At 66.3% G+C, this 23013-nt stretch carries 19 protein-coding genes and 1 tRNA gene; 12 read left to right on the top strand and 8 right to left on the bottom strand.

Features of this window, described 5'->3' with window-relative positions; genetic code table 11:
- Positions 1-133 precede the first annotated feature (133 nt).
- Positions 134-652 carry an Rv2240c family protein gene (locus tag GH2_RS02430; RefSeq protein WP_066162600.1) on the bottom strand — a complete coding sequence of 173 codons (519 nt, stop codon included), beginning with the start codon at positions 650-652 and terminating at the stop codon, positions 134-136.
- Positions 653-882: 230 nt separating this feature from the next.
- On the opposite strand from GH2_RS02430, the gene aceE reads away from it, so the two are divergent.
- The 7 genes from aceE (at position 883) to GH2_RS02395 (ending at position 10267) form a co-directional block, all read left to right on the top strand.
- Entirely contained in the window at positions 883-3672 is a 2790-nt protein-coding gene (gene aceE / locus GH2_RS02425) for a pyruvate dehydrogenase (acetyl-transferring), homodimeric type (RefSeq protein WP_066162597.1), read from the top strand.
- A gap of 104 nt (positions 3673-3776) precedes the next feature.
- Complete coding sequence (locus tag GH2_RS02420) at positions 3777-5054, top strand: PucR family transcriptional regulator (RefSeq protein ID WP_066162594.1); 1278 nt, start codon at positions 3777-3779, stop codon at positions 5052-5054.
- Between the two features lie 195 nt (positions 5055-5249).
- Positions 5250-6161, top strand: coding sequence for an ACP S-malonyltransferase (locus tag GH2_RS02415; RefSeq protein ID WP_066162591.1), 912 nt, complete (start codon positions 5250-5252; stop codon positions 6159-6161).
- Between the two features lie 107 nt (positions 6162-6268).
- Complete coding sequence (gene acpM, locus GH2_RS02410; RefSeq protein ID WP_062393302.1) at positions 6269-6571, top strand: meromycolate extension acyl carrier protein AcpM; 303 nt, start codon at positions 6269-6271, stop codon at positions 6569-6571.
- 2 nt (positions 6572-6573) lie between these two features.
- Entirely contained in the window at positions 6574-7839 is a 1266-nt protein-coding gene (locus GH2_RS02405) for a KasA/KasB family beta-ketoacyl-ACP synthase (RefSeq protein ID WP_066162589.1), read from the top strand.
- 33 nt (positions 7840-7872) lie between these two features.
- Positions 7873-9324, top strand: coding sequence for an acyl-CoA carboxylase subunit beta (locus GH2_RS02400; RefSeq protein ID WP_066162587.1), 1452 nt, complete (start codon positions 7873-7875; stop codon positions 9322-9324).
- A 424-nt stretch (positions 9325-9748) separates the two neighbouring features.
- Positions 9749-10267, top strand: a complete 519-nt coding sequence (locus tag GH2_RS02395) for a DUF3145 domain-containing protein (RefSeq protein ID WP_066162584.1) — start codon at positions 9749-9751, stop codon at positions 10265-10267.
- Positions 10268-10350: 83 nt separating this feature from the next.
- Here the strand turns inward: GH2_RS02395 and GH2_RS02390 are convergent, their stop codons facing one another.
- From GH2_RS02390 to GH2_RS02365, 6 genes are all read right to left on the bottom strand, one after another.
- Complete coding sequence (locus GH2_RS02390) at positions 10351-11475, bottom strand: baeRF8 domain-containing protein (RefSeq protein WP_066162581.1); 1125 nt, start codon at positions 11473-11475, stop codon at positions 10351-10353.
- 154 nt (positions 11476-11629) lie between these two features.
- Positions 11630-12442, bottom strand: a complete 813-nt coding sequence (locus GH2_RS02385; RefSeq protein WP_066162578.1) for a serine hydrolase domain-containing protein — start codon at positions 12440-12442, stop codon at positions 11630-11632.
- A gap of 11 nt (positions 12443-12453) precedes the next feature.
- Positions 12454-13293 carry a hypothetical protein gene (locus GH2_RS21955; protein ID WP_066162575.1) on the bottom strand — a complete coding sequence of 280 codons (840 nt, stop codon included), beginning with the start codon at positions 13291-13293 and terminating at the stop codon, positions 12454-12456.
- A gap of 138 nt (positions 13294-13431) precedes the next feature.
- The gene (locus GH2_RS02375; RefSeq protein ID WP_066162569.1) at positions 13432-14562 is read right to left on the bottom strand and encodes an NDMA-dependent alcohol dehydrogenase; all 1131 of its coding nucleotides are present in this window, start codon (positions 14560-14562) and stop codon (positions 13432-13434) included.
- Positions 14563-14685: 123 nt separating this feature from the next.
- Positions 14686-16284 carry a fatty-acid--CoA ligase FadD5 gene (gene fadD5, locus GH2_RS02370; protein WP_066162565.1) on the bottom strand — a complete coding sequence of 533 codons (1599 nt, stop codon included), beginning with the start codon at positions 16282-16284 and terminating at the stop codon, positions 14686-14688.
- Between the two features lie 66 nt (positions 16285-16350).
- Positions 16351-17148, bottom strand: coding sequence for an enoyl-CoA hydratase/isomerase family protein (locus GH2_RS02365; RefSeq protein WP_066162560.1), 798 nt, complete (start codon positions 17146-17148; stop codon positions 16351-16353).
- Positions 17149-17322: 174 nt separating this feature from the next.
- Between GH2_RS02365 and GH2_RS02360 the strand changes: the two genes are divergently transcribed.
- A complete protein-coding gene (locus tag GH2_RS02360; RefSeq protein ID WP_239588663.1) occupies positions 17323-18522 on the top strand; it encodes a TetR/AcrR family transcriptional regulator in 1200 nt (399 codons plus the stop codon).
- A 901-nt stretch (positions 18523-19423) separates the two neighbouring features.
- Here GH2_RS02360 and GH2_RS02355 read toward each other — a convergent pair.
- Positions 19424-20110, bottom strand: coding sequence for an Rv1363c family protein (locus tag GH2_RS02355; protein ID WP_066162557.1), 687 nt, complete (start codon positions 20108-20110; stop codon positions 19424-19426).
- Between the two features lie 134 nt (positions 20111-20244).
- Here GH2_RS02355 and GH2_RS02350 point away from each other — a divergent pair, with 134 nt between their 5' ends.
- From GH2_RS02350 to GH2_RS02335, 4 genes are all read left to right on the top strand, one after another.
- Positions 20245-21384, top strand: coding sequence for an acyl-CoA dehydrogenase family protein (locus tag GH2_RS02350; protein ID WP_066162552.1), 1140 nt, complete (start codon positions 20245-20247; stop codon positions 21382-21384).
- Positions 21374-22081 (top strand): GntR family transcriptional regulator, encoded by a 708-nt coding sequence (locus tag GH2_RS02345; protein WP_066162550.1) that lies wholly within the window; start codon positions 21374-21376, stop codon positions 22079-22081. Before GH2_RS02350 ends, GH2_RS02345 begins: the two co-directional genes overlap by 11 nt.
- A 63-nt stretch (positions 22082-22144) precedes the next feature.
- Positions 22145-22216: transfer RNA gene (locus GH2_RS02340), tRNA-Asn, on the top strand.
- A 114-nt stretch (positions 22217-22330) separates the two neighbouring features.
- Positions 22331-22969 (top strand): FMN-dependent NADH-azoreductase, encoded by a 639-nt coding sequence (locus tag GH2_RS02335; RefSeq protein WP_066162547.1) that lies wholly within the window; start codon positions 22331-22333, stop codon positions 22967-22969.
- Positions 22970-23013: the final 44 nt, after the last annotated feature.

The raw sequence follows: 23013 nt of genomic DNA, 5'->3' as shown, positions 1-23013 counted from the left end.
TCCTCCCGTTCGAGTCATTCGGCTGCGCCCTGATGCACAGGCCGTGCCGCGTCGAAAGACGCGACATAGAGACAGCGTAAAGGCAAAGCACCGTTGCGCACAGGGACTAACGGCGACAAGTCGCGATTCACGGTCAGTTCCCACCCGCCGGCAGGTACTCGGAACAGGTGTCGAGCAGCGTAGTTCGGTCTTTACTCCAGTCGCCGGAAACCCGATTCAATGCGGCGCGTCGTTTTCTCTGGATCTGTTCGGCGAGCCGTTCGGTGCTGGTGATGAACGCCTCCACCTGGGCGTCCACGTCGGCGGGCACGTCCGGGGCGACGACCTTGCGGACCACCTCGGCACCGGTGTTGAGCGTCTCGACGGCCCACTGGTCCTCCGAGCCGATGTCCGCGTAGTCCTGGACGGCGTTGAGCCGTTTGATGAAGGCGTTGTAGTCGCGCACCATGACGCCCGCCGAGGTGATCACCTGTTTGCACAGTCGGATGACGGCGACTTTCTCCGCCTCGGAGGCCCCCGCACGGGCCACCGTCTGCGTGACGACCGCGGTGGACGATGCGTGCGGCGGGACGTCGTCGCCCCCGCACGCCGAGACGAGCAGGAGGCTCACAGCGAGGGTCGCGAACCAGGCAACCCGGGCCGGACGGACCACCCCCGCCTCCCTCAGTCGGATCGTTGAAAATGCTACGCAGCAGGCTACCGCAGAGTAGAGGGATGTGACTCGACACATCTATCACCAAAACGCGTGAATTACGGCACGATAGAGGCAAGGCCGCAAACCATCGTTCGCGGCACTATTTCGGCCGCCCCACCCCGGCGGCCCCGATATGTGAGTCCGGCGGCCGCCCATCGCGCCGTCGACTGCAAGATAGGTGGCAGACAGTGACTGATCAGATCGTCGGCTCCGACACGGTCAGCGGACCGTCCACATCCAGCGGCAGCCGCGTTCAGGTCATCCGAGACGGCGTCGCGTCGTACCTCGTCGACAACGACCCGACCGAGACCGACGAGTGGCTGGAATCGTTCGACGCCATGCTCGCCGATGCGGGCCCGGAGCGTGCGCGGTACCTGATGCTCCGCATCCTGGAGCGCGCCGAGGACAAGCGCGTCGGGATTCCGGCTCTCACCAATACCGACTACGTGAACACGATCCCCACCGAGTTGGAACCCGCCTTCCCCGGTGATGAGGACCTGGAGCGTCGCTACCGCGCGATGATCCGATGGAACGCCGCGATCATGGTGCATCGCGCGCAGCGCCCCGGCATCGGCGTCGGCGGCCACATCTCCACGTATGCCTCGTCCGCGTCGCTCTACGAGGTCGGCTTCAACTACTTCTTCCGCGGCCAGGATCACCCCGGCGGCGGCGATCAGATCTTCATCCAGGGCCACGCCTCCCCCGGCATCTACGCGCGCGCCTTCCTCGAGGGCCGAATCGACGAGAGCCGCCTCGACGGCTTCCGCCAGGAACAGAGCCACGCAGGCCTCGGCGGCGGACTGCCGTCGTACCCGCACCCCCGCCTGATGCCGGAGTTCTGGCAGTTCCCGACCGTGTCGATGGGTCTGGGCCCGATGAATGCGATCTACCAGGCCCGCTTCAACAAGTACCTCGGCCACAACGGCATTAAGGACACCTCCGACCAACACGTTTGGGCGTTCCTGGGCGATGGCGAGATGGACGAGCCGGAATCGCGCGGCCTCGCACACGTCGCGGCGATCGACGGCCTCGACAACCTCACCTTCGTCATCAACTGCAACCTGCAGCGCCTCGACGGACCGGTCCGCGGCAACGGCAAGATCATCCAGGAGCTGGAATCGTTCTTCCGCGGCGCAGGCTGGAACGTCATCAAGGTGGTCTGGGGTCGCGAGTGGGACGACCTCCTGCACGCCGACAAGGAGGGCGCCCTCGTCAACCTGATGAACAAGACCACCGACGGCGACTACCAGACCTACCGCGCCAACGACGGCGCCTTCATCCGCGACCACTTCTTCGGCCGCGACGCCCGCACCAAGGAGCTGGTCAACAACATCTCGGACGAGGGCATCTGGAACCTCAAGCGCGGCGGCCACGACTACCGCAAGATCTACGCCGCGTACGCTGCGGCGATGGCACACAAGGGCCAGCCGACGGTCATCCTGGCGAAGACCATCAAGGGCTACACGCTCGGCAAGCACTTCGAGGGCCGCAATGCGACGCACCAGATGAAGAAGATGACGCTCGCGGACCTCAAGGCCTTCCGCGACACGTCACATCTGCCGATCACCGACGCGACCCTTGAAGAGAACCCGTATCTGCCGCCGTACTACCACCCGGGGATGGACTCGCCGGAGATCACGTACATGCTGGAGCGCCGCTCCGAGCTCGGCGGTTTCCTACCGAGCCGCAAGATCACCCCGAAGCCGCTCGTCGCCGACCCGGCGCCCGCGCTGAAGGCCGTCTCCGCAGGCTCGGGCAACCAGCAGGTCGCGACCACCATGGCGCTGGTCCGCATCTTCAAGGAATTGCTCCGCGACAAGGAGGTCGGCAAGCGCATCGTGCCGATCATCCCCGACGAGGCCCGCACCTTCGGTATGGACTCATGGTTCCCGACGCTGAAGATCTACAACCCGCACGGCCAGAACTACACCTCGGTCGACGCCGAGCTGATGCTGGCGTACAAGGAGGCCGAGAACGGCCGCATCCTGCACGAGGGCATCAACGAAGCTGGCTCGACGGCCTGTTTCACCGCCGTCGGCACGTCGTACGCCACGCACAACGAGCCGATGATCCCGCTGTACATCTTCTATTCGATGTTCGGCTTCCAGCGGACCGGCGACGGTCTGTGGGCCGCCGCCGATCAGATGGCGCGCGGCTTCGTCATCGGTGCGACGGCCGGTCGCACCACGCTGACCGGCGAGGGGCTGCAGCACGCAGACGGACACTCGCCGCTGTTGGCTGCGACCAACCCCGGCGTCGTCTCGTACGACCCGGCGTTCGCCTACGAGCTCTCGCACATCGTGATCGACGGGCTCGAGCGGATGTACGGCCCGGACGCGGAGAACGTCTACTACTACATCACCGTGTACAACGAGCCGATCTCGCAGCCGAAGGAGCCCGCAGACCTCGACGTCGCTGGACTGCTCAAGGGCATCTACCTGTGCGAGAAGGCGTCGGCCCCGAAGGCACACTTCGCGAACATCCTGGTCTCGGGCGTCACCATGGGCGACGCCCTGCGCGCCCAGCAGCTGCTCGCCGACGAGTGGGATGTGGCCGCCGACGTGTACTCGGTGACCTCGTGGTCCGAACTGGCCCGCGACGGCATCGAGCACGACCGCGCTGAGCTCCGTAACCCCGGTACCTCCGCTCGGCCGTACCTGACCGAGGTGCTGCAGTACGCGCAGGGACCGTTCGTCGGCGTCTCGGATTACATGCGCGGCGTCCAGGAGCAGATCCGGGCCTACGTCCCCGGCACGTACCTGACGCTGGGTGCGGACGGCTTCGGCTTCTCCGACACCCGTCCGGCCGCACGACGGTTCTTCAACATCGACGCCGAATCCATCGCCGTTGGAGTCCTGGTGGCACTCGCCCGCGAAGGGAAGATCGATCGGACGGTCGCCGCCGACGCGGCCAAGAAGTACCAGATCGACGACGTCACCGCGGCTCCCGAGCAGACCAGCGACCCCGGCGTCGCCTGACACTCGCGAGTAGACAATGCAGGCGCGAGCGCCGGCGACACGCGTCGTCGGCGCTCGCGCCGTTCCTGGGCACTCTCCGCCGACGGGCGGTCTACATTGAACTCGTGCCCGACCAAGAACCCGATCCGCGCCTCACGACGACCCGTGCCACCGACGTGTTCGGTGCCCGCGGTGCGCATGTGCCCGCACCGGCCACGGTGCACGACGCCCTGCCGGAGACCCTGCTCCGCCGGGTGAAGCAGTACAGCGGCCGCCTGGCGACCGAAGCCATCCACTCCATGTCCGAGCAACTGCCATACTTCAGCGATCTGGACGCCGCTCAACGCGCCAGCGTGCAGTTGGTGGTGCAGACCGCCGTCGTGAACTTCGTCGAGTGGATCCAAGATCCCGAAGGCAACGTGAAGTTCACGGTGCAGGCCTTCCAGGTGGTCCCGCAAGACCTCGCTCGACGGATCTCCCTGCTGCAGACCGTCGAGATGGTCCGCGTGGCCATGGAGTTCTTCGAGAAGTGGCTGCCGCTGCTGGCCCGTAACGACGCGCAACTGCGGGCCCTGACCGAGTCCGTCCTCCGCTACGGACGCGAGATCGGGTTCGCCGCCGCGGCCATCTACGCCTCCGCCGCCGAATCACGCGGCGCATGGGACTCGCGCATGGAGGCCCTCGTGGTCGACGCCGTGGTTCGCGGCGACGACGGTCCGCAACTGCTGTCCCGGGCTGCGGCTTTGAACTGGACGACGGACGCCGCAGCGACTGTCATCGTCGGGTCCCCACCGCCAGAGCAGAACGTCTCGGTGGCCCTCACCATTCACAACACGGCCAAGCAGTACGACCGCGCCGCTCTCTCGGTGGTGCAAGGCAGCACGCTCGTCGCCATCGTGGAGGGCCCGCTGCGCCCGACCGACAAGTTCTTGACCGACCTGCTGGAGCAGTTCGCCGACGCGCCGGTCGTCATCGGTCCCACCGTCCCGAATTTGAGCGCCGCGCACACGAGCGCCGTGGAGGCGATGGCGGGCATGCGCGCCGTCGCCGGCTGGCCGAACGCACCGCGTCCCACGTACAGCTGGGACCTGCTTCCCGAGCGCGCATTGAACGGCGACACCTCGGCCATCGTCACGATGGCCGAGACGATCACCGATCCGTTGAGCAAGTCCGAGACGCTCGTCAATACCGTCGAGGCCTATCTCGACAGCGGCGGTCAGGTCGAGACATGCGCCCGCGAACTGTACATCCATCCAAATACTGTGCGGTATCGCCTAAAAAAGGTGACTGACATCACCGGGCGTGACGCATCTAACCCTCGTGATGCGTTCGTTTTACGTGTCGCGCTGACCATCAGCCATTTGCCACAGAACCATCAAGTTGCGACTCCCCCTGCCACTTGAGTCACAAAAACCACTACCGTTGATCACTATCCGCCCAGCTAGGCGAAACTTCGCATCGTTTTGGTAACGAATCTCGGCCCGGTGACGATGAGAACACTAGCGACATCACTTTTGTAGGAACCCTACAAAGATCGTCGCAAAGGTTAGTACCCGACAACACCCCTACGAGCCGCTGAAAAGGTGTTCTCTAGTCACGTGCTTTCGTTGCTTGCGCCCGGTCAGGGCTCTCAGAAGCCCGGCATGCTCACCGAATGGTTGGAGCAGCCTGGGGCCCGCGATCATCTCGCGGCATGGTCCGACATCACCGGACTGGAACTCGAACGTCTCGGAACCACGGCGACCGCCGAAGAGATCACCGACACCGCCGTCACCCAGCCGCTCGTCGTCGCCGGCGCACTCCTGTCGTTCGACGCGCTGCGCCGCCGCCACGGCGAGCTGCCCGCCGACGCCATCATCGCCGGCCACTCGATCGGTGAGGTCGCCGCTGCCGCGATCGCAGGCGTCCTCACGTTCGACGAGGCCATGATGCTCGCCGGCGTCCGCGGTGCCGAGATGGCGAAGGCGTGCGCGCTCGAGGAGACCACGATGGCCGCCGTCCTCGGTGGCGACGAGGACGAGGTGCTCGCGTACCTCAGCGAGATCGACCTGGTTCCGGCCAACCGGAACGCCACGGGTCAGATCGTCGCAGCCGGGTCGGTCGCGGCCGTCGAACGACTGCTGGCGACGCCGCCCGCAAAGGCGCGCGTCCGTCAACTCGCCGTCGCAGGCGCATTCCATACCCATTACATGGCGCCGGCGCAGGACGCGTTCGCGGAGGCGGCCGCCCAGATCGATCCGGCCGATCCGAACCGGACGCTGCTCTCGAACGCCGACGGCAAGACCGTCATCTCCGGCGTCGAGACACTCAAGCGGCTCGTCATGCAGGTCACCAGCCCCGTACGGTGGGACCTGTGCTCCGCGACGCTGCGTGAGGCTCAGACCTCCGCGATCGTCGAGCTCACCCCTGCAGGCACGCTGGTCGGCATCGCCAAGCGCGAGCTCAAGGGTGTGCCCGCGCGCGCCGTCAAGGTCCCCGCTGATCTGGAGGACCTCCCAGAACTTGGATAGCGGTCGGCAGCACCCGACCCCCGGAAGGCCTTGCGGTCCGTCCACTCAGCTCACGCTGATCCGGAATACACAAGCAGTACACAGAACAACACGAAGGGAGCCACAACGTGGCCGCCACTCAGGAACAGCTCGTTGCAGGTATCGCCGAGATCGTCGAAGAGGTGACCGGTATCGAGCCGTCAGAGGTGACGCTGGAGAAGTCGTTCATCGACGACCTGGACATCGACTCGCTGTCGATGGTCGAGATCGCAGTCCAGACCGAAGACAAGTACGGCGTCAAGATCCCCGATGAGGACCTGGCCGCGCTGCGCACCGTGGGCGACGCCGTCGCTTACATCCAGAAGCTCGAGTCCGAGAACCCCGAGGCTGCCGCTGCAATCGCGGCCCAGGTCGAGGGCGACAAGGCCTAGGCATGGCGGAACTGCGCGACTTTTCCACTCGCGGTGGGGACTTCCCCAGCGTGGTGGTGACCTCCATGGTCGCCACCACGTCTCTGGGTGCGGATCTCGACTCGACCTGGGAGAATCTCGTGGCCGGCCAGTCCGGAATCCGCGAGCTCACCGACGACTACGTCGAGAAGTACAACCTTCCCGTCCGCATCGGCGGCAAGCTCGTTGAGGATCCCACCACCGAGGTCACTCGCGTCGAAGCACGTCGGATGGCCTACGTCGAGCGCGTCTCACACGTCATGAGCAAGCGCCTCTGGGCGCAGGCCGGTGAGCCGGAGGTCGACCCCGAGCGTCTCGCGGTCGTCTTGGGCACCGGCATGGGCGGCGCGGACGCCATGATCGACGCGGACCACGCCATCACCAGCACCGGCAACTACCGCAAGGTGTCGCCGTTGGCCGTGTCGATGACAATGCCGAACGGACCGGCCGCCGTCGCCGGGCTGAACATCGGCGCCCGCGCCGGCGTCATCACGCCCGTCTCGGCGTGCTCGTCCGGCGCCGAGGCCATCGCACACGCGTGGCGGCACATCGTCTTCGGTGACGCCGACATGGTGGTCTGCGGTGGCGTCGAGGGACACATCGACGCCGTGCCGATCGCCGCGTTCTCGATGATGCGTGCGATGAGCACCCGCAACGACGATCCCGCGGCGGCGTCGCGTCCGTTCGACACGGACCGTGACGGCTTCGTGTTCGGTGAAGCGGCTGCGATGCTCATCCTGGAGCGCGAGGACCACGCCAAGGCGCGCGGCGCTCACATCCACGCGCGTCTTCTCGGTGCGGGCATCACCTCGGACGGCTTCCACCTGGTGGCGCCGGACCCCTCGGGTCAGGGCAATGCACGGGCGATGACCCGGGCGCTGCAGACTGCTGGTCTCTCCAAGTCCGACATCACGCACGTCAACGCACACGCGACGGCGACTCCGATCGGCGACACCGCTGAGTCGGAGGGCATTCAGGCGGCCGTGGGCACCCACGCCGCGATCTACGCGCCCAAGTCGGCGCTGGGCCACTCCATCGGCGCCGTCGGCGCTCTGGAGGCGGTCCTCACCTGCAAGTCGGTGGAGGAATCAGTCATTCCGCCGACGCTGAATCTCGACAATCTCGACCCGGCCTGTGGCGACATCGACGTCGTCCACGGCGAGGCTCGACGCGGCCAGATCGATTACGCGCTGAGCAACTCGTTCGGATTCGGCGGGCACAACGTGGCCTTGGCATTCGGCCGATACTGATCCCCCTCACCCCCACCGCATAGGAGAAACCCGATGACCACACTGGCACCCATCCCCGGCCATGAGGAAGCAACCGATCCTCGCGATCCGTTGCTGCGGTTGGCTACCTTCTTCGACGACGGAACCGTCGAACTGCTGCACCCCCGCGACAAGTCGGGCGTGCTGGCAGCGATCGGCGAAGTCAACGGTGTTCGCACCGTCTCCTATTGCACCGACGGCACCGTGATGGGCGGTGCCATGGGGATCGTCGGTTGTGCTCACATCGTGAACGCGATCGACACCGCCATCGCCGAGCAGGCACCGATCGTCGCCATTTGGCACTCCGGTGGCGCGCGCCTGGCCGAGGGCGTCGAAGCCCTGCACGCTGTGGGGGGCGTGTTCGAGGCCATGGTGCGCGCATCGGGTTACGTTCCGCAGATCTCGGTGGTCGTCGGGTTCGCCGCAGGCGGTGCCGCCTACGGTCCGGCGCTCACCGACGTCGTGATCATGGCTCCGGAGGGTCGCGTCTTCGTGACCGGTCCGGACGTGGTCAGGAGTGTCACCGGCGAGCAGGTCGACATGGAGTCGCTCGGCGGCCCGCTCACCCACGGCAAGCGCTCCGGCGTCAGCCACATCACCGCCGATTCGGAGAGCGACGCCTACTGGCGTGCTCGCCGCCTCGTCGGCACGTTCTCCCAGCAGGGACATTTCAGCCGTGAGAAGGCCGAGGCCGGCGACGTCGACCTCCGCGCCCTCATGCCGGAGTCGAACCGTCGTGCCTACGACGTTCACCCGATCATCGAGGCGATGCTCGACACCCAGCTCGCCGCCGACGGCACCACCGAGATCTCGACGTTCGAAGAGCTCCAGGCCAAGTGGGCGCCGAACATCGCGGTCGGCTTCGGTCGGCTGTCCGGCCGCAGCGTCGGCGTCATCGCCAACAACCCGCTCCGCATGGGCGGTTGCCTGAACTCCGAGGCCGCGGAGAAGGCGTCGCGCTTCGTCCGTCTCTGCGACGCGTTCGGCGTTCCGCTGATCGTCATCACCGACGTCCCCGGCTACCTGCCCGGCGTCGGCCAGGAGTGGAACGGCGTCGTGCGTCGCGGAGCCAAGCTGCTCCACGCGTTCGCCGAGTGCTCGGTCCCCCGTGTCACCCTGGTGACCCGCAAGATCTACGGCGGCGCCTACATCGCCATGAACGCCCGCTCCCTCGGCGCCACCGCCGTCTTCGCGTGGCCGGGCTCCGAGGTCGCTGTCATGGGCGCCAAGGCCGCCGTCGGCATCCTGCACAAGAAGACTCTCGCGGCCGCTCCCGAGGAGGAGCGCGAGGCGCTGCACGAGCGTCTCGCCGTGGAGCACGAGCAGATCGCGGGCGGCGTCGGCCGCGCCCAGGCCATCGGCGTCGTCGACGAGATCATCGATCCCGCCAAGACCCGCAGCACCATCGCCGAGGCCCTCGCCTCCGCCCCGGCCCGCCGCGGCCGCCACAAGAACATCCCCCTGTGACGTTCTGATCGCAGCAGACCACCAAGACTCCCGGCCACCACCTGGCCGGGAGTTTTGCTATGGCTGGGTCTTCATCCGTCACCGGTCCTCCAGTCGCTGGGTCCAACAACTCAAAGAAAGCAAGTTGTTCGGTGTAACGGAACCACCGCGAAGCGGGTGCCGGTGCGGGTTGGCGGCGAATTCGATCGCCGAGCTCTCCGCAGAGACGAGGCGTTAGCCGAGGAGCGAGGACTGCCGAGGCGACGAATTCGCCGCCAACCCGCACCGGCACCACCAACCCAGACGAGTCCCAGAAACACCAGACACAGAAACAACTAGCGCAACACGCTTCGCACAGTGCACAATGGAAGCAGCAATGTGATATCCGGATTTCGACGCAGGTGCGCTTGGGGAAGACGTTCCTTGTCGAACCGGAGGTGAAAAGGTGCGCACACTGAATCAGTTTGCGGACTCCACGAGCGGCGTGGTGTACATCCACGCCTCTCCTGTCGCGCTGTGCCCGCATGTCGAGTGGGCACTGTCGTCGACGCTGAACTCTCGGGCGTCGCTGCTGTGGTCTGCACAGGAGACCGAGCCCGGGCGTATGCGGGCGACCGTCGACTGGGCAGGCCCGGTCGGGACGGGCGCTCGTTTGACGACGGCTCTGCGTGAATGGTCGGGGTTGGTCTTCGAGGTCACGGAGAATCCCAGCGACGGGGTCGACGGCGAGCGCTTCTGCCAGGTTCCCGGGTTGGGGCTGTGGCACGGTTCGACCGGCGCGAACGGCGATGTGATCGTTGGTGAGCTGCAGTTGCGCGCTTTGATGGACGCGCAGCCGGACAGTGCCGGTCTGGCGGGCGAGTTGGACGCCATTCTCGGCACGGCTTGGGATGAGGCGCTCGAGAGCTACCGCATGGGTAGTTTCGGCACCGAGGTCACCTGGCTCAAGCAGCGCGTCGGCTGACCCCGTACCCCACCTCCAGACGTCGACGACGCAGGGACCGCCCGGCACGGCCGGGCGGTCCCTGGTTGTCGTTCGAGCACGGTCTACGTGGTGAGCGGATAGCGCAGGCGCACTGCTGCCGTGCCGTTCCACAGCGACGACGTGATCTCGCCCGAGCGGACCGGGATCACCCGTCCGCCGGTCTGCAGCACCCACACGGCGATGCGCGACAACAGGTCGTAGCCGTCGTCGGCGTAGGTCAGCTCGCCGGTCTCGTTGTCGAGTCGGCCCAGGACGTCGACGGTGAACTCGTAGACCATCGTGTCGACGTTGCCGCTGACGGCCGCGCGTGCGATGTCGACGAGGTCCGTCGCGACGATGCCTTGGGCGATGCCGTCGCCGATCTTCTCGACTCGTCTGTTGGCGCGATGCGCATTGATGCCGCTGAGTCCCTCGCGCATGGTCGCGTCGATCTGGTGCGCGGTGAGCGCGTCGGGGTTGCCGCGCACCGGGACCATCTCGCGCACGCCGCGATCGATGTTGCGGTACATGTCGAGGAGCGTTTCGGCGGCGAAGACGAACAGCGGTGTGGTCGCCGACGGATCCTGGGCGTCGATGGTCTTCACGACGGCGTCGTGCACTCGTTTGACATAGGTCTCCTGCAGGAGTTTTGTTCCGCTGTCTCCGTGGAGCCGTCGGGCATGCATGCGTCCGCGGACGGTGGCGCGGTTGGTGGCGTCGGCGACGTCGGCGATGCCCTCGTCGTCGACGTCCATCTCGGTCGCGAGGTCAGCTGCGGTCGCTCGCCAGAGGTTCCAACCGTCGGCCGACAGGGTGAGTGCGTAGGCGTCTTGGGGCGTCGCGATGGCACGGACCAGTTGGCCGACGTCAAAGTAGGCGCCGACCTGCATCTGGTTCTCGAGGTGGTTCGGCAGTACGAACATCTCGGAGGCGTCGGGCGTCACGAAGATCGCCACCGAACGCGAGAGGTGCCGCCAACTCTCGTCGGCGAGGATCTTGGCGAGTTGATCCTGCAGCGCCGTCTCCAGACCGTGGCTGGCGCCGTTCTCGCGGAGCGTGCGGACGGCACGGTCCATGGCGCTCTTCACAGTGGTCTTGGCGAGGTCGATCTGCGCGGCGGTCGCCTGCGCGTAGATCGTCACCGCGTGCTCGCGCGGAGTCCCCAGTTCGAGAAGTTCACTGGTAGACGGGTAATCATGACGTGCCACTGACGTTCCTCCTATTGCGTTCTCGACTGTGAACGCGGCCCGTCCCGGACCCGGATGATCCCGTCTCAGGCGGGACCGCGTCCTACTGTCGACCGTACCCACATCAGGCGGTCACGCGAGGATGAAATGGTGCCGTCGTCGGCGACGGCACCCGTCAGGCGTCGAGGTCGTCGAGCAGGGTTTGGTTGAAATCGCTCCACAGCGGTTTCGCCCACGCGCCGAACGGTCGATCCGTCAGCACCACCGCGGAGGCTCGGCGGTCGGGGTCCACCCAGAGGAAGGTGCCGGCTTGACCGAAGTGACCGTACGTTCGCGCTGAATGGCCCGGGGCGGTCCAGTGCGGAGTCTTCTGTCCGCGGATCTCGAATCCGAGGCCCCAGTCGTTGGGCCGGTGTTTGCCGTATCCCGGAACAAAGCCGTCGAGGCCCGGGAACTGGACAGTCGACGCGGCGGCTGCGAGGTCGGGCGAGATCAGGGCGGGCGCCAACTGGTCTGCCGCGAAGGCCGTCAGATCGGCGACGCTCGATCGCGCGCCGTGCCCGGCCGGACCCACCAGCTCGGTCGACGTCATGCCCAGTGGCACGCAGACGGCTTCCCGGAGGTAGTCGCCGAATGCGATGCCCGACTCGGCTTCGACGAGTTCGGCGAGGACCTCGAAGCCTGCGCTCGAATAGATGCGCTGCTCGGCGATTCCGGCGGCGCTCTCGCGACTGTCGAAGGCCAGCCCTGACGCATGCGCAAGGAGATGTGCGACGGTGGCTCCCGGCGGTCCGGCGGCCGTGTCCAGTTCGACGGCGCCCTCCTCGACCGCGACGAGCACGGCTTGCGCCACGATCAGTTTCGTCACCGACGCGAGGTCGTAGACGCGCGCGGTGTCACCGTACGTGTCGACCACGCCGTCGGTCGTCACCACCGCGGCCGCGACGGTGTCGACGGGCCAGTTCGAGAGTTCACGCAGAGCCTTCACAGCTGTCGACTCTAGTGTCCCACCTCGGAGCCGACGACCACCGAGCCGTCGTCCCCGGTGGTGAACTGGTCGTCGTCGAGCGTCGTGGTCACGTCGTCCACATCGCCGAGCACCTGGTCGACCCTCTGGACCGAGATCCCGCAGTTGTTGATCGCTTCGGAGACCCATTTCTTCGTCAGTCGGTCCTTGTTCTGCTGATGCGCCTCTTCCACGGTGCCGCTCAGAACCTGCTTGGAGCGCTTGAGGTCCGACGCCTCGGCGCACACGTGGAAGACCGATCCGCTCTTGGTGAAGTAGACCTTGTTCTCGCCGGTCAGCTCCTGCACCACGTTGGTCTCAACGCTGTACTGTTCCACCGACGGCGGGTTCCAGTCGGCGCTCGCGAGGCCGACGAGAATGGCGATCACCGCGGCGATGCCGCCCGCGATCCCCTTCTGCTTTCCGTCCATGTCTTTGTTCAGGAAGATCATGACGATCAGCGGAAGGAACGCGATGATCGTGATGATCACGCCCAACTGGTTCTGAACGAAGAAGCGGACGGTGTCCTTCTTCGACGCCGGGTCGTACCGGTTCGCCTTCTTCCACAGCAACGACCCGCCGAGCGCGAACGCACCGATGACGACGATCATCACGATCAGCAGCCACAGGACGATCGGGTCCTGCTTCAGCACCCAGAAGATGGCGAACAGTTCGCCTGCGATGGCGATGAGCCACAGGACTGCGGCGACGATCCGCAGCGTGAGTGCCGTCGACTTCGCTTCGGGTGACGCCTGGAACGCTCCTCCGCGAACGGTCTCGCGCTCGGCCATCTCGGCGCCACGCTGTGCCCGTGACCGCTTCTTCTCAGCCATGTCTCCCCTCCGTGAACAGTGGCCTGACCAGCGGTCGGCCTAGCCTGCTAAGAGTAGGACACCGGGGCTCGCCGGTCTGGGCTGGGACGCGAAAACCCGCCGACGCCGCGGCGTCGACGGGTCCTCGTGGCGCTCGGTCTATCGGTCGGCGTCGGTGTAGCGGATGACGCCGCGAATGTTCCTGCCCTCCAACATGTCCTGGTATCCCTCGTTGATCTGGTCGAGGCGGTACTGGCGGGTGATCATCTCTTCGATCTTCAGCTTGCCCATCTTGTACATGGACAGCAGATTCGGGATGTCGAGCTTCGGGTTGGCGCCGCCGAAGATGCTCCCCTGCAGGTTCTTCTGCAGCAGGGTCAGCATCGACAGGTTCAGCGTCACCTGGTTCTCCATCATGTTGCCCATTCCGGTGAGCACACAGGTGCCGTTCTTGGCGGTGATGCTCAGCCAGGTGTCGACGTCCTTGCCGAACACCTCGCCGACCGTGACGACGACCTTCTGGCACATGCCCCACTCGGTGGCGTTGCCGATCTCGTTCATCGCTTCCTCGACGGTGGCGAACGCTTGGGTGGCCCCGAACTTGAGGGCCTGCTCGCGCTTCCATTCGACGGGGTCGATCGCGAAGACGTTTCGGGCGCCGGCGATCACCGCACCCTGCAGCGCGGCGGTGCCGACGCCGCCGACACCGATGATCGCCACGTCCTCGCCGGGACGGACGTCGCCGCTGCGGGTCGACGAGCCGTACCCGGTCGGGATGCCGCAGCCGCACAGGGCCGCGACCTCGAACGGGATCTCCTTGTCGATCTTCACCGCCGAGGCCTCGTGGACCACCATGTACGGGCTGAAGGTGCCCAGCAGCGTCATCGGGTACACCGGTTCGCCTGCGGCGGTGTGGATCCGGAACGTGTGGTCGGAGACCGCCTCGCCCTGCAGCAGCATGGCGCCGAAATCGCACAGATTCGCCACGCCCGCCTTGCAGGATTTGCACTTGCCGCACGACGGGATGAATGACAACACGACGTGGTCGCCGACCTCGAAGTCGGTGACGCCGTCGCCGACCTGCTCGACGACGCCCGCCCCCTCGTGACCACCGAGGATCGGGAAGCCGCCCATCGGGATGCCGCCGGTCATCAGGTGATGATCCGAATGGCACATGCCCGCCGCTTCCATGCGGATCTTGATCTCGTGGGCTTTCGGGTCACCGATCTCGATCTCTTCGATCTGCCACGGCGTGTTGAGCTCCCGGAGGATGGCGCCCTTGGTCTTCACAGTCTGTACCCCTCTTCGAATCCCATTGCGGCCGGACGTGATCCGGCAAGTGATCGACGGCTCGCGCCGCTTCCGATAGCAAGCGTAGTCACTTTTCAGCAAAAATGGAACACGTTTCAGTTCTCAGCTCTTGAGTCCGGCGTCCTTGCTGCCGTACGCCTCCCGGAGTTGCGGTTTGACCACCTTTCCACCCGCGTTGCGAGGCAGTTCGTCGACGATCACGAGTTCCTTCGGATGCTTGAAGCGCGCGAGGTTCTCGTTGAGGTACGGCTCCATCTCCGCGAGGGTGAGGTCGTCGACGCCGTCGGCCAGGACGACGACGGCCACCGGGACTTCGCCCCATTTCTCGTGCGCCCGGCCGATGATCGCCGCTTCGGCGATCTTGGCGTGCCCGAACAGCGCATTCTCCACCTCGGCGCAGTAGATGTTCTCGCCGCCGGAGATGATCATGTCCTTCGCACGGTCCACCACGTAGAGGAAGCCCTCCTCGTCCTGCCGCACCAGGTCGCCGGAGTGGAACCAGCCGCCGGCGAAGGCGTCGGCGGTGCCCTGCGGGTTCTGCCAGTAGCCGGCCATCAGGTTGGGCCCGCGATAGACGATCTCGCCGACCTCGCCCTGGGGAACGTCGTTCATCGCGGCGTCGACCACACGAGCAGTCACGCACGGAACCACCTTGCCGATGGAGCCGAGCTTGCGCAGCGCATCCTTGCCCTCAAGCGCACAGGTCACCGGCGACATCTCCGTCTGACCGAACACCGCGATGTTCAGCGCGTCCGGGAAGGTCTCGCCCATCGCACGCAGCACGGTGTCCGACGCCGGCGCGGCGCCCCAGCTGATGACCCGCAACTTCAGATCGCGCGGGCGTGCCTGCTGCGCGGCGCACACCGCCTGCCACTGCGCCGGAACCAGGAAGATCGACGTGGTGCCCTCGGCCTCCAGGACGTCGAGCATCTGCTCGGGATCAAAGTTCCCGAGCGGGTGGATGACGGTGGTCGCGCCCATGTAGAAGGTGGGCGTCATCGCCCCGAGCGCTGCGATGTGGAACATCGGCGCCACACAGGAGGCGACGTCGTCGGACGAGGTCTGCAATGCCTGGATGCACGTCACCGCCTGCGCCTGCAGGTTCTGGTGCGTGAGCATAGAGCCCTTGGGCTTTCCGGTGGTGCCCGAGGTGTACATGATCAGCGCGACGGTCTCTTCGGGGATGTCGATCTCCGGCAGCGGCTCGCCCTCCTCCGCCACCAGGTCCTCGTAGCCCAGGTGTGCGTCGTTGGCGCGGTCGCCGACCGTGATGATCGACTCGACCGCCCCGGTGAGCTGGGCGACGGCGTCTGCCAGCGGCGCGAGCATCGTCTCGGTGACGACGACCTTCGCCCCCGAGTCCGACAGCAGGAAGGCGATCTCGGCGGGCGCCATCCGAATGTTGACCGGCACCGGAATCGCACCGATCAGGTTGGCCGCGAGCGTCAGTTCCACGTACTCGCTCCGATTGAGCATCAACACCAGGATGCGATCGCCGAACGCCACCCCACGACGGAGCAGCGAGGCTGCGAGCGCATGCGTGCGGTCGTCGAGCTGGCGCCAGGTGGTGCTGTGGCCGAGGAAGCGCAGCGCGACGCCGTCCGGGTTCGCGGCGGCATGACGCCGGACTTGATTGTTCCAGTGGTTTCGACGGGAGCGCAGCGGCTCGTCGGTGAGGGCGAAGCCCAGGGTGTCGGTCATGTCATCTCCTGTGTGCGGTGAGTGCGTGGACGAGTGGCGGGTATGAGGATCGGTGGGGACGTGGCGTCATCGGCCGGCGAAAGCCTGCAGGGCGGTGTGGAATTGGGGAGACTGCAGCAGTTGCGTCTGCCCGGCGATCTCGCGCTCGATGGCGGCGTCGAATCCGTGCAGCGTGTGCTCGTCGAGTGCCTTCTTGGTGAGCGCCAGCGCCTGCGACGGGGTCCGGGCGAGCTTGGCGGTTGCGCGCGCGACCGCGGCGTCGAGCGCCTCGGCATCGTCGACGACCGCGTTGATCAGCCCGGCGTCGTAGGCGTCCGTCGCGGAGAGCTTCTCCCCCAGCATGGCCATCGCGTTGGCGCGGGCTCGCCCGACGGCCGCCGCGAAGAGTGCGGTCGCGCCGCCGTCGGGCATCAGTCCGATGTTGACGAAGGCGAGCAGGAAGTAGGAGCGACTGGTGGCGTAGACGAGGTCTGCGGCGACCGCCATCGAGGCGCCGATGCCGACCGCGGGACCGTCCAGGGCCGCGACCACCGGCATCGGCAGTCGGCGAATCGCCCCGACGAGGCGTGATCCGTTCTCGATGATGGCGCGCGACGCGGAGGCGTCGAATCCGCCCGATTGCGCGGCGTCGGAGGCCATGCCGGCAACGTCGGCGCCCGCGCTGAAGGCGCCACCGCGACCGGAGAGGACGACCACCCGCACGTCGTCGCGGGCGGCCCATTCGTCGCACAGTGCCATCACCTGCGCCGAGGCGCCTCCGTCGAGGGCGTTCATCTGCTTGGGGCGGTCCATCTCCAGGCGTGCGACACCGTCGTCGTCGACACTCCCCCACACTCCGGCAACGCAGGCGGCCTCGCTGATCATCGCACTCCTTGTTCGGTGAGTTGTCGCAATTGCCACCCACGGTAGCATCAATAGTGACTCAAGTCATGCGAATCTTGATTAACTTATTGGACTAGAAAATATGTCCTACCTGCATTGATTACAAGTTGAGCGAAACACTTACTGCGGTTCTGTGGTTCGCTACCCTTGATCGTCATGACCTCTCCGATCCGCGATTCGGCAACCATGCGGGCCCGCAAGCGGCCCGCAGATCGTCGTGACGTCATCCTGGCGACCGCTGCCCGCAGCTTCGCCCGAGACGGATTCCACGCGACGCACCTGAGCCAGATCGCCGATGAGGCGGGCATCTCCGCTCCGGCCCTCTATCGACATTTCGCAGGCAAGTACGAGCTCTTCGCCGCGGCGCTGCTGCGGCAGGCCCAAGAACTGGCCGACACCATCGCCGCCGTCCCACCCGGCGACGACCCGCGCACCGAGGCTCGAGCGATCCTGCACGCGGCAGCAGCGGGCGCCTTGGACCGACGGGACACCGGCAACATCTACCGGCGTGAACCGCGAATGCTCCAGGGTGACGACCTCCGGCACCTGGCCGAGCTGAGCAGTCGTGGACGCACCCGCCTCGTCGACCTCCTCAGGCGCTTCCGCCCGACCCTCTCCGAGCGCTCCGCACAGATTCTGGTGACGGCCACGCTGTCGATCATCGCCAGTCCGGTCACCCACCGGGTGACGCTGGCCCGCAAGTCCGTACTCGCGGTCCTGCTCGACGCCTGCGACGCCGTCCTCGACCTCGAGCTGCCGAGTGCGACTGAGCCGTCAGAATCGTCCGGACTCACCCCGCTCGGCAAGCGCGAAGCCGTGCTGACCGAGTCCATCCGACTGTTCGCCCGCCACGGCTTCCACGAGGTGACGATGGAACAGATCGGAGCGGCCGTCGACCTCCCGCCCTCCGGCGTCTATCGCCACTTCGCGTCGAAGACCGCCATCCTCGTCGCGGCCTTGTGGCGCGGATCCGAGCGGACCACCGCGGCGATCACCGATGGACTGTCGCGAGCCACCTCACCCGCCGAGGCCATCGACGCCTTGGCTCAGCAGTATGCGGGACTGTGCGTCTCCGACCCGGACATCATGACGGTCTATCTCCGCGATATGGGCGCGCTCGATGCGACCGAACGTCGTGCGCTCCGTCGCCAGCAGCGCGTGAACGTCGACGAGTGGGCCACCTGGCTCCGCCGCGCTCGGCCCGATCTGACTGCGGCCGAGGCTCGGTTCCTCGTGCACGCGGCCTTGAACACGGCGACCGACGTCACCGTGGCGCACCGCGATGTCGACGCCCCCACCGTCGGCGCCGTCGTCACCGCAGTCCTGAGGAGCGAAGACGGCGTGGTTCAGCAGTGATGGTTGCCCCACGGTCGTCGAGTGCTTCCCCACGCTGATCGCCCCACGCTGGCTGAGTGCTTCCCCACGCTGGTCGCCCCACGCTGGCTGAGTGCTTCCCCACGCTGGTCGCCCCACGCTGGCTGAGTGCTTCCCCACGCTGGTCGCCCCCAACGCTCGTCGAGTGCTTCCCCAAGCTGGTCGAGTTCTGCGTGCGAGCGGAGCGAGCACGCAGTTATCGAGACCGTCGTGCGCTGGAATCAGGGAGCCTTCCGCTGCCATCGTGTGGTGATGTCAGCCCTGCTCGAACGGATCGTGAGCCGCAGCCGCCTCCATGTCGGGACACGGTGGTCGTCGGCGAGGCTCCGCCCGACCGATCCCAGCTGAGAACTGCTCGCTCACACCCTTCCGGCGGAACATTGCCGCCGGAGGGTGCTGATCAGGCAGTTTTCAGCACGATGTGAGTAGGCGGAGCGCAGCAAGCATGTGTCTTATCGAGATTCGCGTCCCCGTCAGCACGCGCCAAGGGCGAATCGCCCTCGGCGACACCGCACGGGGACGCGAACCTCGCACAGGCCAACCCGCGAGTGACCGCAACCAGACTCGCGGTCACGCACCACCTGCCGTCGAGTCGCACCACGTGTGGTTCTCGCACTTCGTCGCGACCACGTGCGGGAACCACAAGTGGTGCGACTGGCCGCGAAATGGTGCGGTCACGAGAGCGGAAGAAAAAACGAACTGGCGCAGCACTTCCCGCCACGGCTGCGGCTCACGATCCGTCGGAGCAGTGCCGAGATCACCGACGATGGCAGCGGAAGGCCAACGATTCCAGCGCACGGCGGTCTCGATAACTGCGTGCTCGCTCCGCTCGCAGGCAGCACTCGACCAGCGTGGGGACCCGGCCACCGGGAATCAATCGTCGTCACACCACCGACAGATCCGACATCTTCCATTCGTCGCCGTCGCGGACCAGCGTGATCTGCAGACGCGACTGATACTTCATGCCGTCAGGTTCCGCCGACGGCACCAGCGGTGTCGTGACGGTCTGATCGACGGCGACCAAGACCACGGCGGTGGAGTCAGAGATCGAGATGAGACCGGCGGACTTCGCCTCAGCGACCCCCTTGGCCTTCGCCTCGTCGTTGCCCGTGCGAGCCTGCTGGGAAGATTTGATGTAGCGATCGGCGAACTCGGATGTCGAGATCGAACGGATCCGCTTGTCGAGATCGGCGTAGTCGCCCGCCGAATAGGTCAGCACGGTGACCGCGTAGTTCTTCGCGTCGGCGATCGCCTGATCGTCCACTCCGGAGCCGTCGTCGGAGTCGGCCGTCGCGAGGAGATACCCGAGCACGCCGACTGCGACCGCGAGCACGACCACCACTGCGGCGAGGGCCGCCACCACACCCCGCGACCCGAACCGGGACCCCGTGGCGGCAGCAGACGCAGCCTCCTCATCGGTCACGTCGGTGCTTGTCTCGCCGGTGTCGACCGCAGCCGAATCGCGCTTGCCCTCGGCCTTCCCTGCTTCGTCGGCGCGGATCTGGGCCCGGCGCGCACGGTTCTCCGCAAGCATCGCCTCGCGGTCGTGTTCTTCCGAGCTGTTCGCCATGAGGCCCCACTCTAGCGCCACCGCTTCTCGCGACATCGACGGATAATGTGATGCACGACACTAATATAGTCGTGAGATATATGTGATACGAATATTGCTAATCGTTCCATCCACGCCCAAACAAGGAGCACACCATGGTCGAATTCACCCCCGAACAGCAGGCTTTCGCCCAAGCGATCACCGACTTCTGCGAACGCGAGGTCGGCACCCGGGCCAAGCGCGACGCCCTCACCAACAACGGCGCCGACGCACACTCCGACACGCTGTATCGCAAGATGGCCGAGTTGGGCTGGGCAGGCATCAACGTCGCCGAGGAGTTCGGCGGAGCGGGCGCGGGCAACGTCGAGATGTGCATCTTCCTCGAGGAGGCGGTCCGGAATCAGGCGCCGATCGGTGCCGTCGGACCCACCCTCATCACCGCGGCCGCGTACGCCAAGTTTGCGAACGACAACCTGCGTCGCGACGTTCTCGCCGGCGTGGTCGCCGGAGATTCCCTCTCCATCTCCATGTCCGAACCCGAGGCCGGATCGGACGTCGGCGCCCTCACCTGTCGTGCCGAGAAGGTCGACGGCGGGTGGAAGATCAACGGACAGAAGACATGGTGCTCCAACGCCCACTTCTCGAAATCGATCCTGCTGATCGCCCGCACCGACAGGTCCGGCGGCAAACACGAGGGCCTCACCGAGTTCCACATCCCCGCCGACACTCCCGGCCTGACCATCAGCGGCATCGACACCCTCGGCGGCCGCGAGGTCAACGACCTCTACTTCACCGACTGCTTCGTCCCCGATTCGGCAGTCGTCGGCACGGTGGGCGACGGCTGGAAGCAGCTGATGTCGGGGCTGAACACCGAGCGCCTCATTCTCGCTGCCATGCAGCTCGGATTGGCGCGCCGCTCGTTCGACGACACGCTCGCGTTCATCACCGACCGCAAACAGTTCGGCCGACCCATCGGTTCGTTCCAGGCACTTCGGCACCGAATGGCCGACCACGCGACTGAGATCGCCTGCACCCGCGAGTTGGTCTACAGCGTGGCCCGGGCGGCCGACGCGCATCCGGAGCGGATGATGCCGCGCGAGGCATCGATGGTGAAGCTCAAGGCCACCGAGACCAGTAAGGCCATGACCATCGACGGGATGCAGATGATGGGCGGCTACGGTTACGCGAAAGAGTTCGACGCCGAGCGGCTGATGCGCGGCGCAATCATCTCGACCGTCTTCGGCGGTACCAACGAGATCCAGCGCGACATCATCGGAAAGACCTATGGCCTCTGACTCCCCCGCCTCGTCGCAGCTGCGGAACCGCCCGCAGCTGTCCGACGAGGTCGCGTCGATCCTCCGGCACCGGATCATGACGGCCGAGCTGCTCCCCCGCGATCGGATCCGCATCGACGAGACCGCTGCCGCGCTCGGTATCAGCGTGACGCCCGTGCGGGAAGCGCTGCTCACGCTGCGAGGCGAGGGCATGGTCCTCCTCGCCCCGCACCGCGGGTACGAGGTCGCTCGACTCACTCGGACCGACGTCGACGACATCTTCTGGTTGCAGGGCGAGATCGCCGCGCGCATCGCCCGGCGCACCGCCGCCGCCATCACCGTGGCGCAGATCGACGAGCTCGCGTGGGCCAACGCGCAGTTCCGGAGTGCGGCGCGCTCGGGCGACCGTGCCACGCTCACACGCGCCGAGCACGAATTCCATCGTGCCCACAACCAGTTCTCGGACAGCTCCAAGCTCTCGTGGATGCTGTTGCACACGACGCGCTACACGCCGCACGAGATGTATGCGTCGGATCCCGAGTGGAGTGCGGTGACCGCCGACCGGCACGACGAGCTCGTCGCCGCGTACCGCGCCGGCGATGCCGACGCCGCCGCCGACTGCATTCGCCGAGAATTCACCGACGGCGCCGAGCGACTCATCGCTCATCTGTCCCAGACCGACATCTGGCGCGACGCCGAACCAGGCTCCACCACCTGAACAGGCGTTTTGCACTCGCCCAGATTCATGGGATAGAGTCTGATCTCGTTCGAAGGCGAGCAATCCCCCATAGCTCAACGGCAGAGCACTCGACTGTTAATCGAGCGGTTATTGGTTCGAATCCAATTGGGGGAGCAATAGAAACCACCTGTTCACAGGTGGTTTTCTTGCGTTAGGCCCCCTTCAGCCGTGCCCACGCACCACCGTGAAGCGGGTGCACGTGCTCGTCGATCCTGCGAGAGTGATTGGGTGACTTATCTTCTCGCAGTCGATTCCTCCATCTCCGGACCCGACTCGGTGTCGCGTCCGCTCGTCGCCGAGTTCGCCGACATATGGCGGGCGGCCGGTCCGGACCGAGACGTCGTTCACCGCGATCTCGCGGCCGCCCCCGTCCCGCATCTGACGACGGCGGGCCTGCACTACCCCGAGGCCATGCGCCGCCCGCACGAGAACGTCGATCCGGCTGCCGCCGCACTGCAGAACGAACTGATCGAGGAGGTCGCACAGGCGGCCGCTGTCGTGATCGGTGCACCGATGTACAACTGGTCGCTCCCGTCCACCCTCAAGGCGTGGCTCGACCATCTGCACGTCCTCGGCATCACGACGTCCAGCGACGACGCCCCGGGCCGACTGCACGGGATTCCCGTCGTCGTGGTGTCGCCGCGCGGCCTGGCGTACGACAACGACGATCCCGATCGCGCCGGCGACTACACGGTGCCGACGATCGAGAAGATTCTCGCCGGGTCGATGGGCATGGACGTGACGAGCGTGCCCGTCGACTTCACGCTCGCCGACCGACTGCCCGCGGTCGCCGAGCACGCCGCCGCTGCGGCCGACTCGCTGGCGGCTGCCTCGGAGCGCTTACGGGAGTACGCACTGCGCCTGTGAGCTGCCCGGTACCTCGACGCGATCGACAGTTTCCCACCACCGCC

Origin of the sequence: Gordonia hydrophobica NBRC 16057 (assembly GCF_001592365.1) — a bacterium.
Classification (GTDB): domain Bacteria; phylum Actinomycetota; class Actinomycetes; order Mycobacteriales; family Mycobacteriaceae; genus Gordonia; species Gordonia hydrophobica.
Note: the sequence above shows the minus strand (reverse complement) of the source record. Positions and strands in the feature narration are given on the sequence as shown.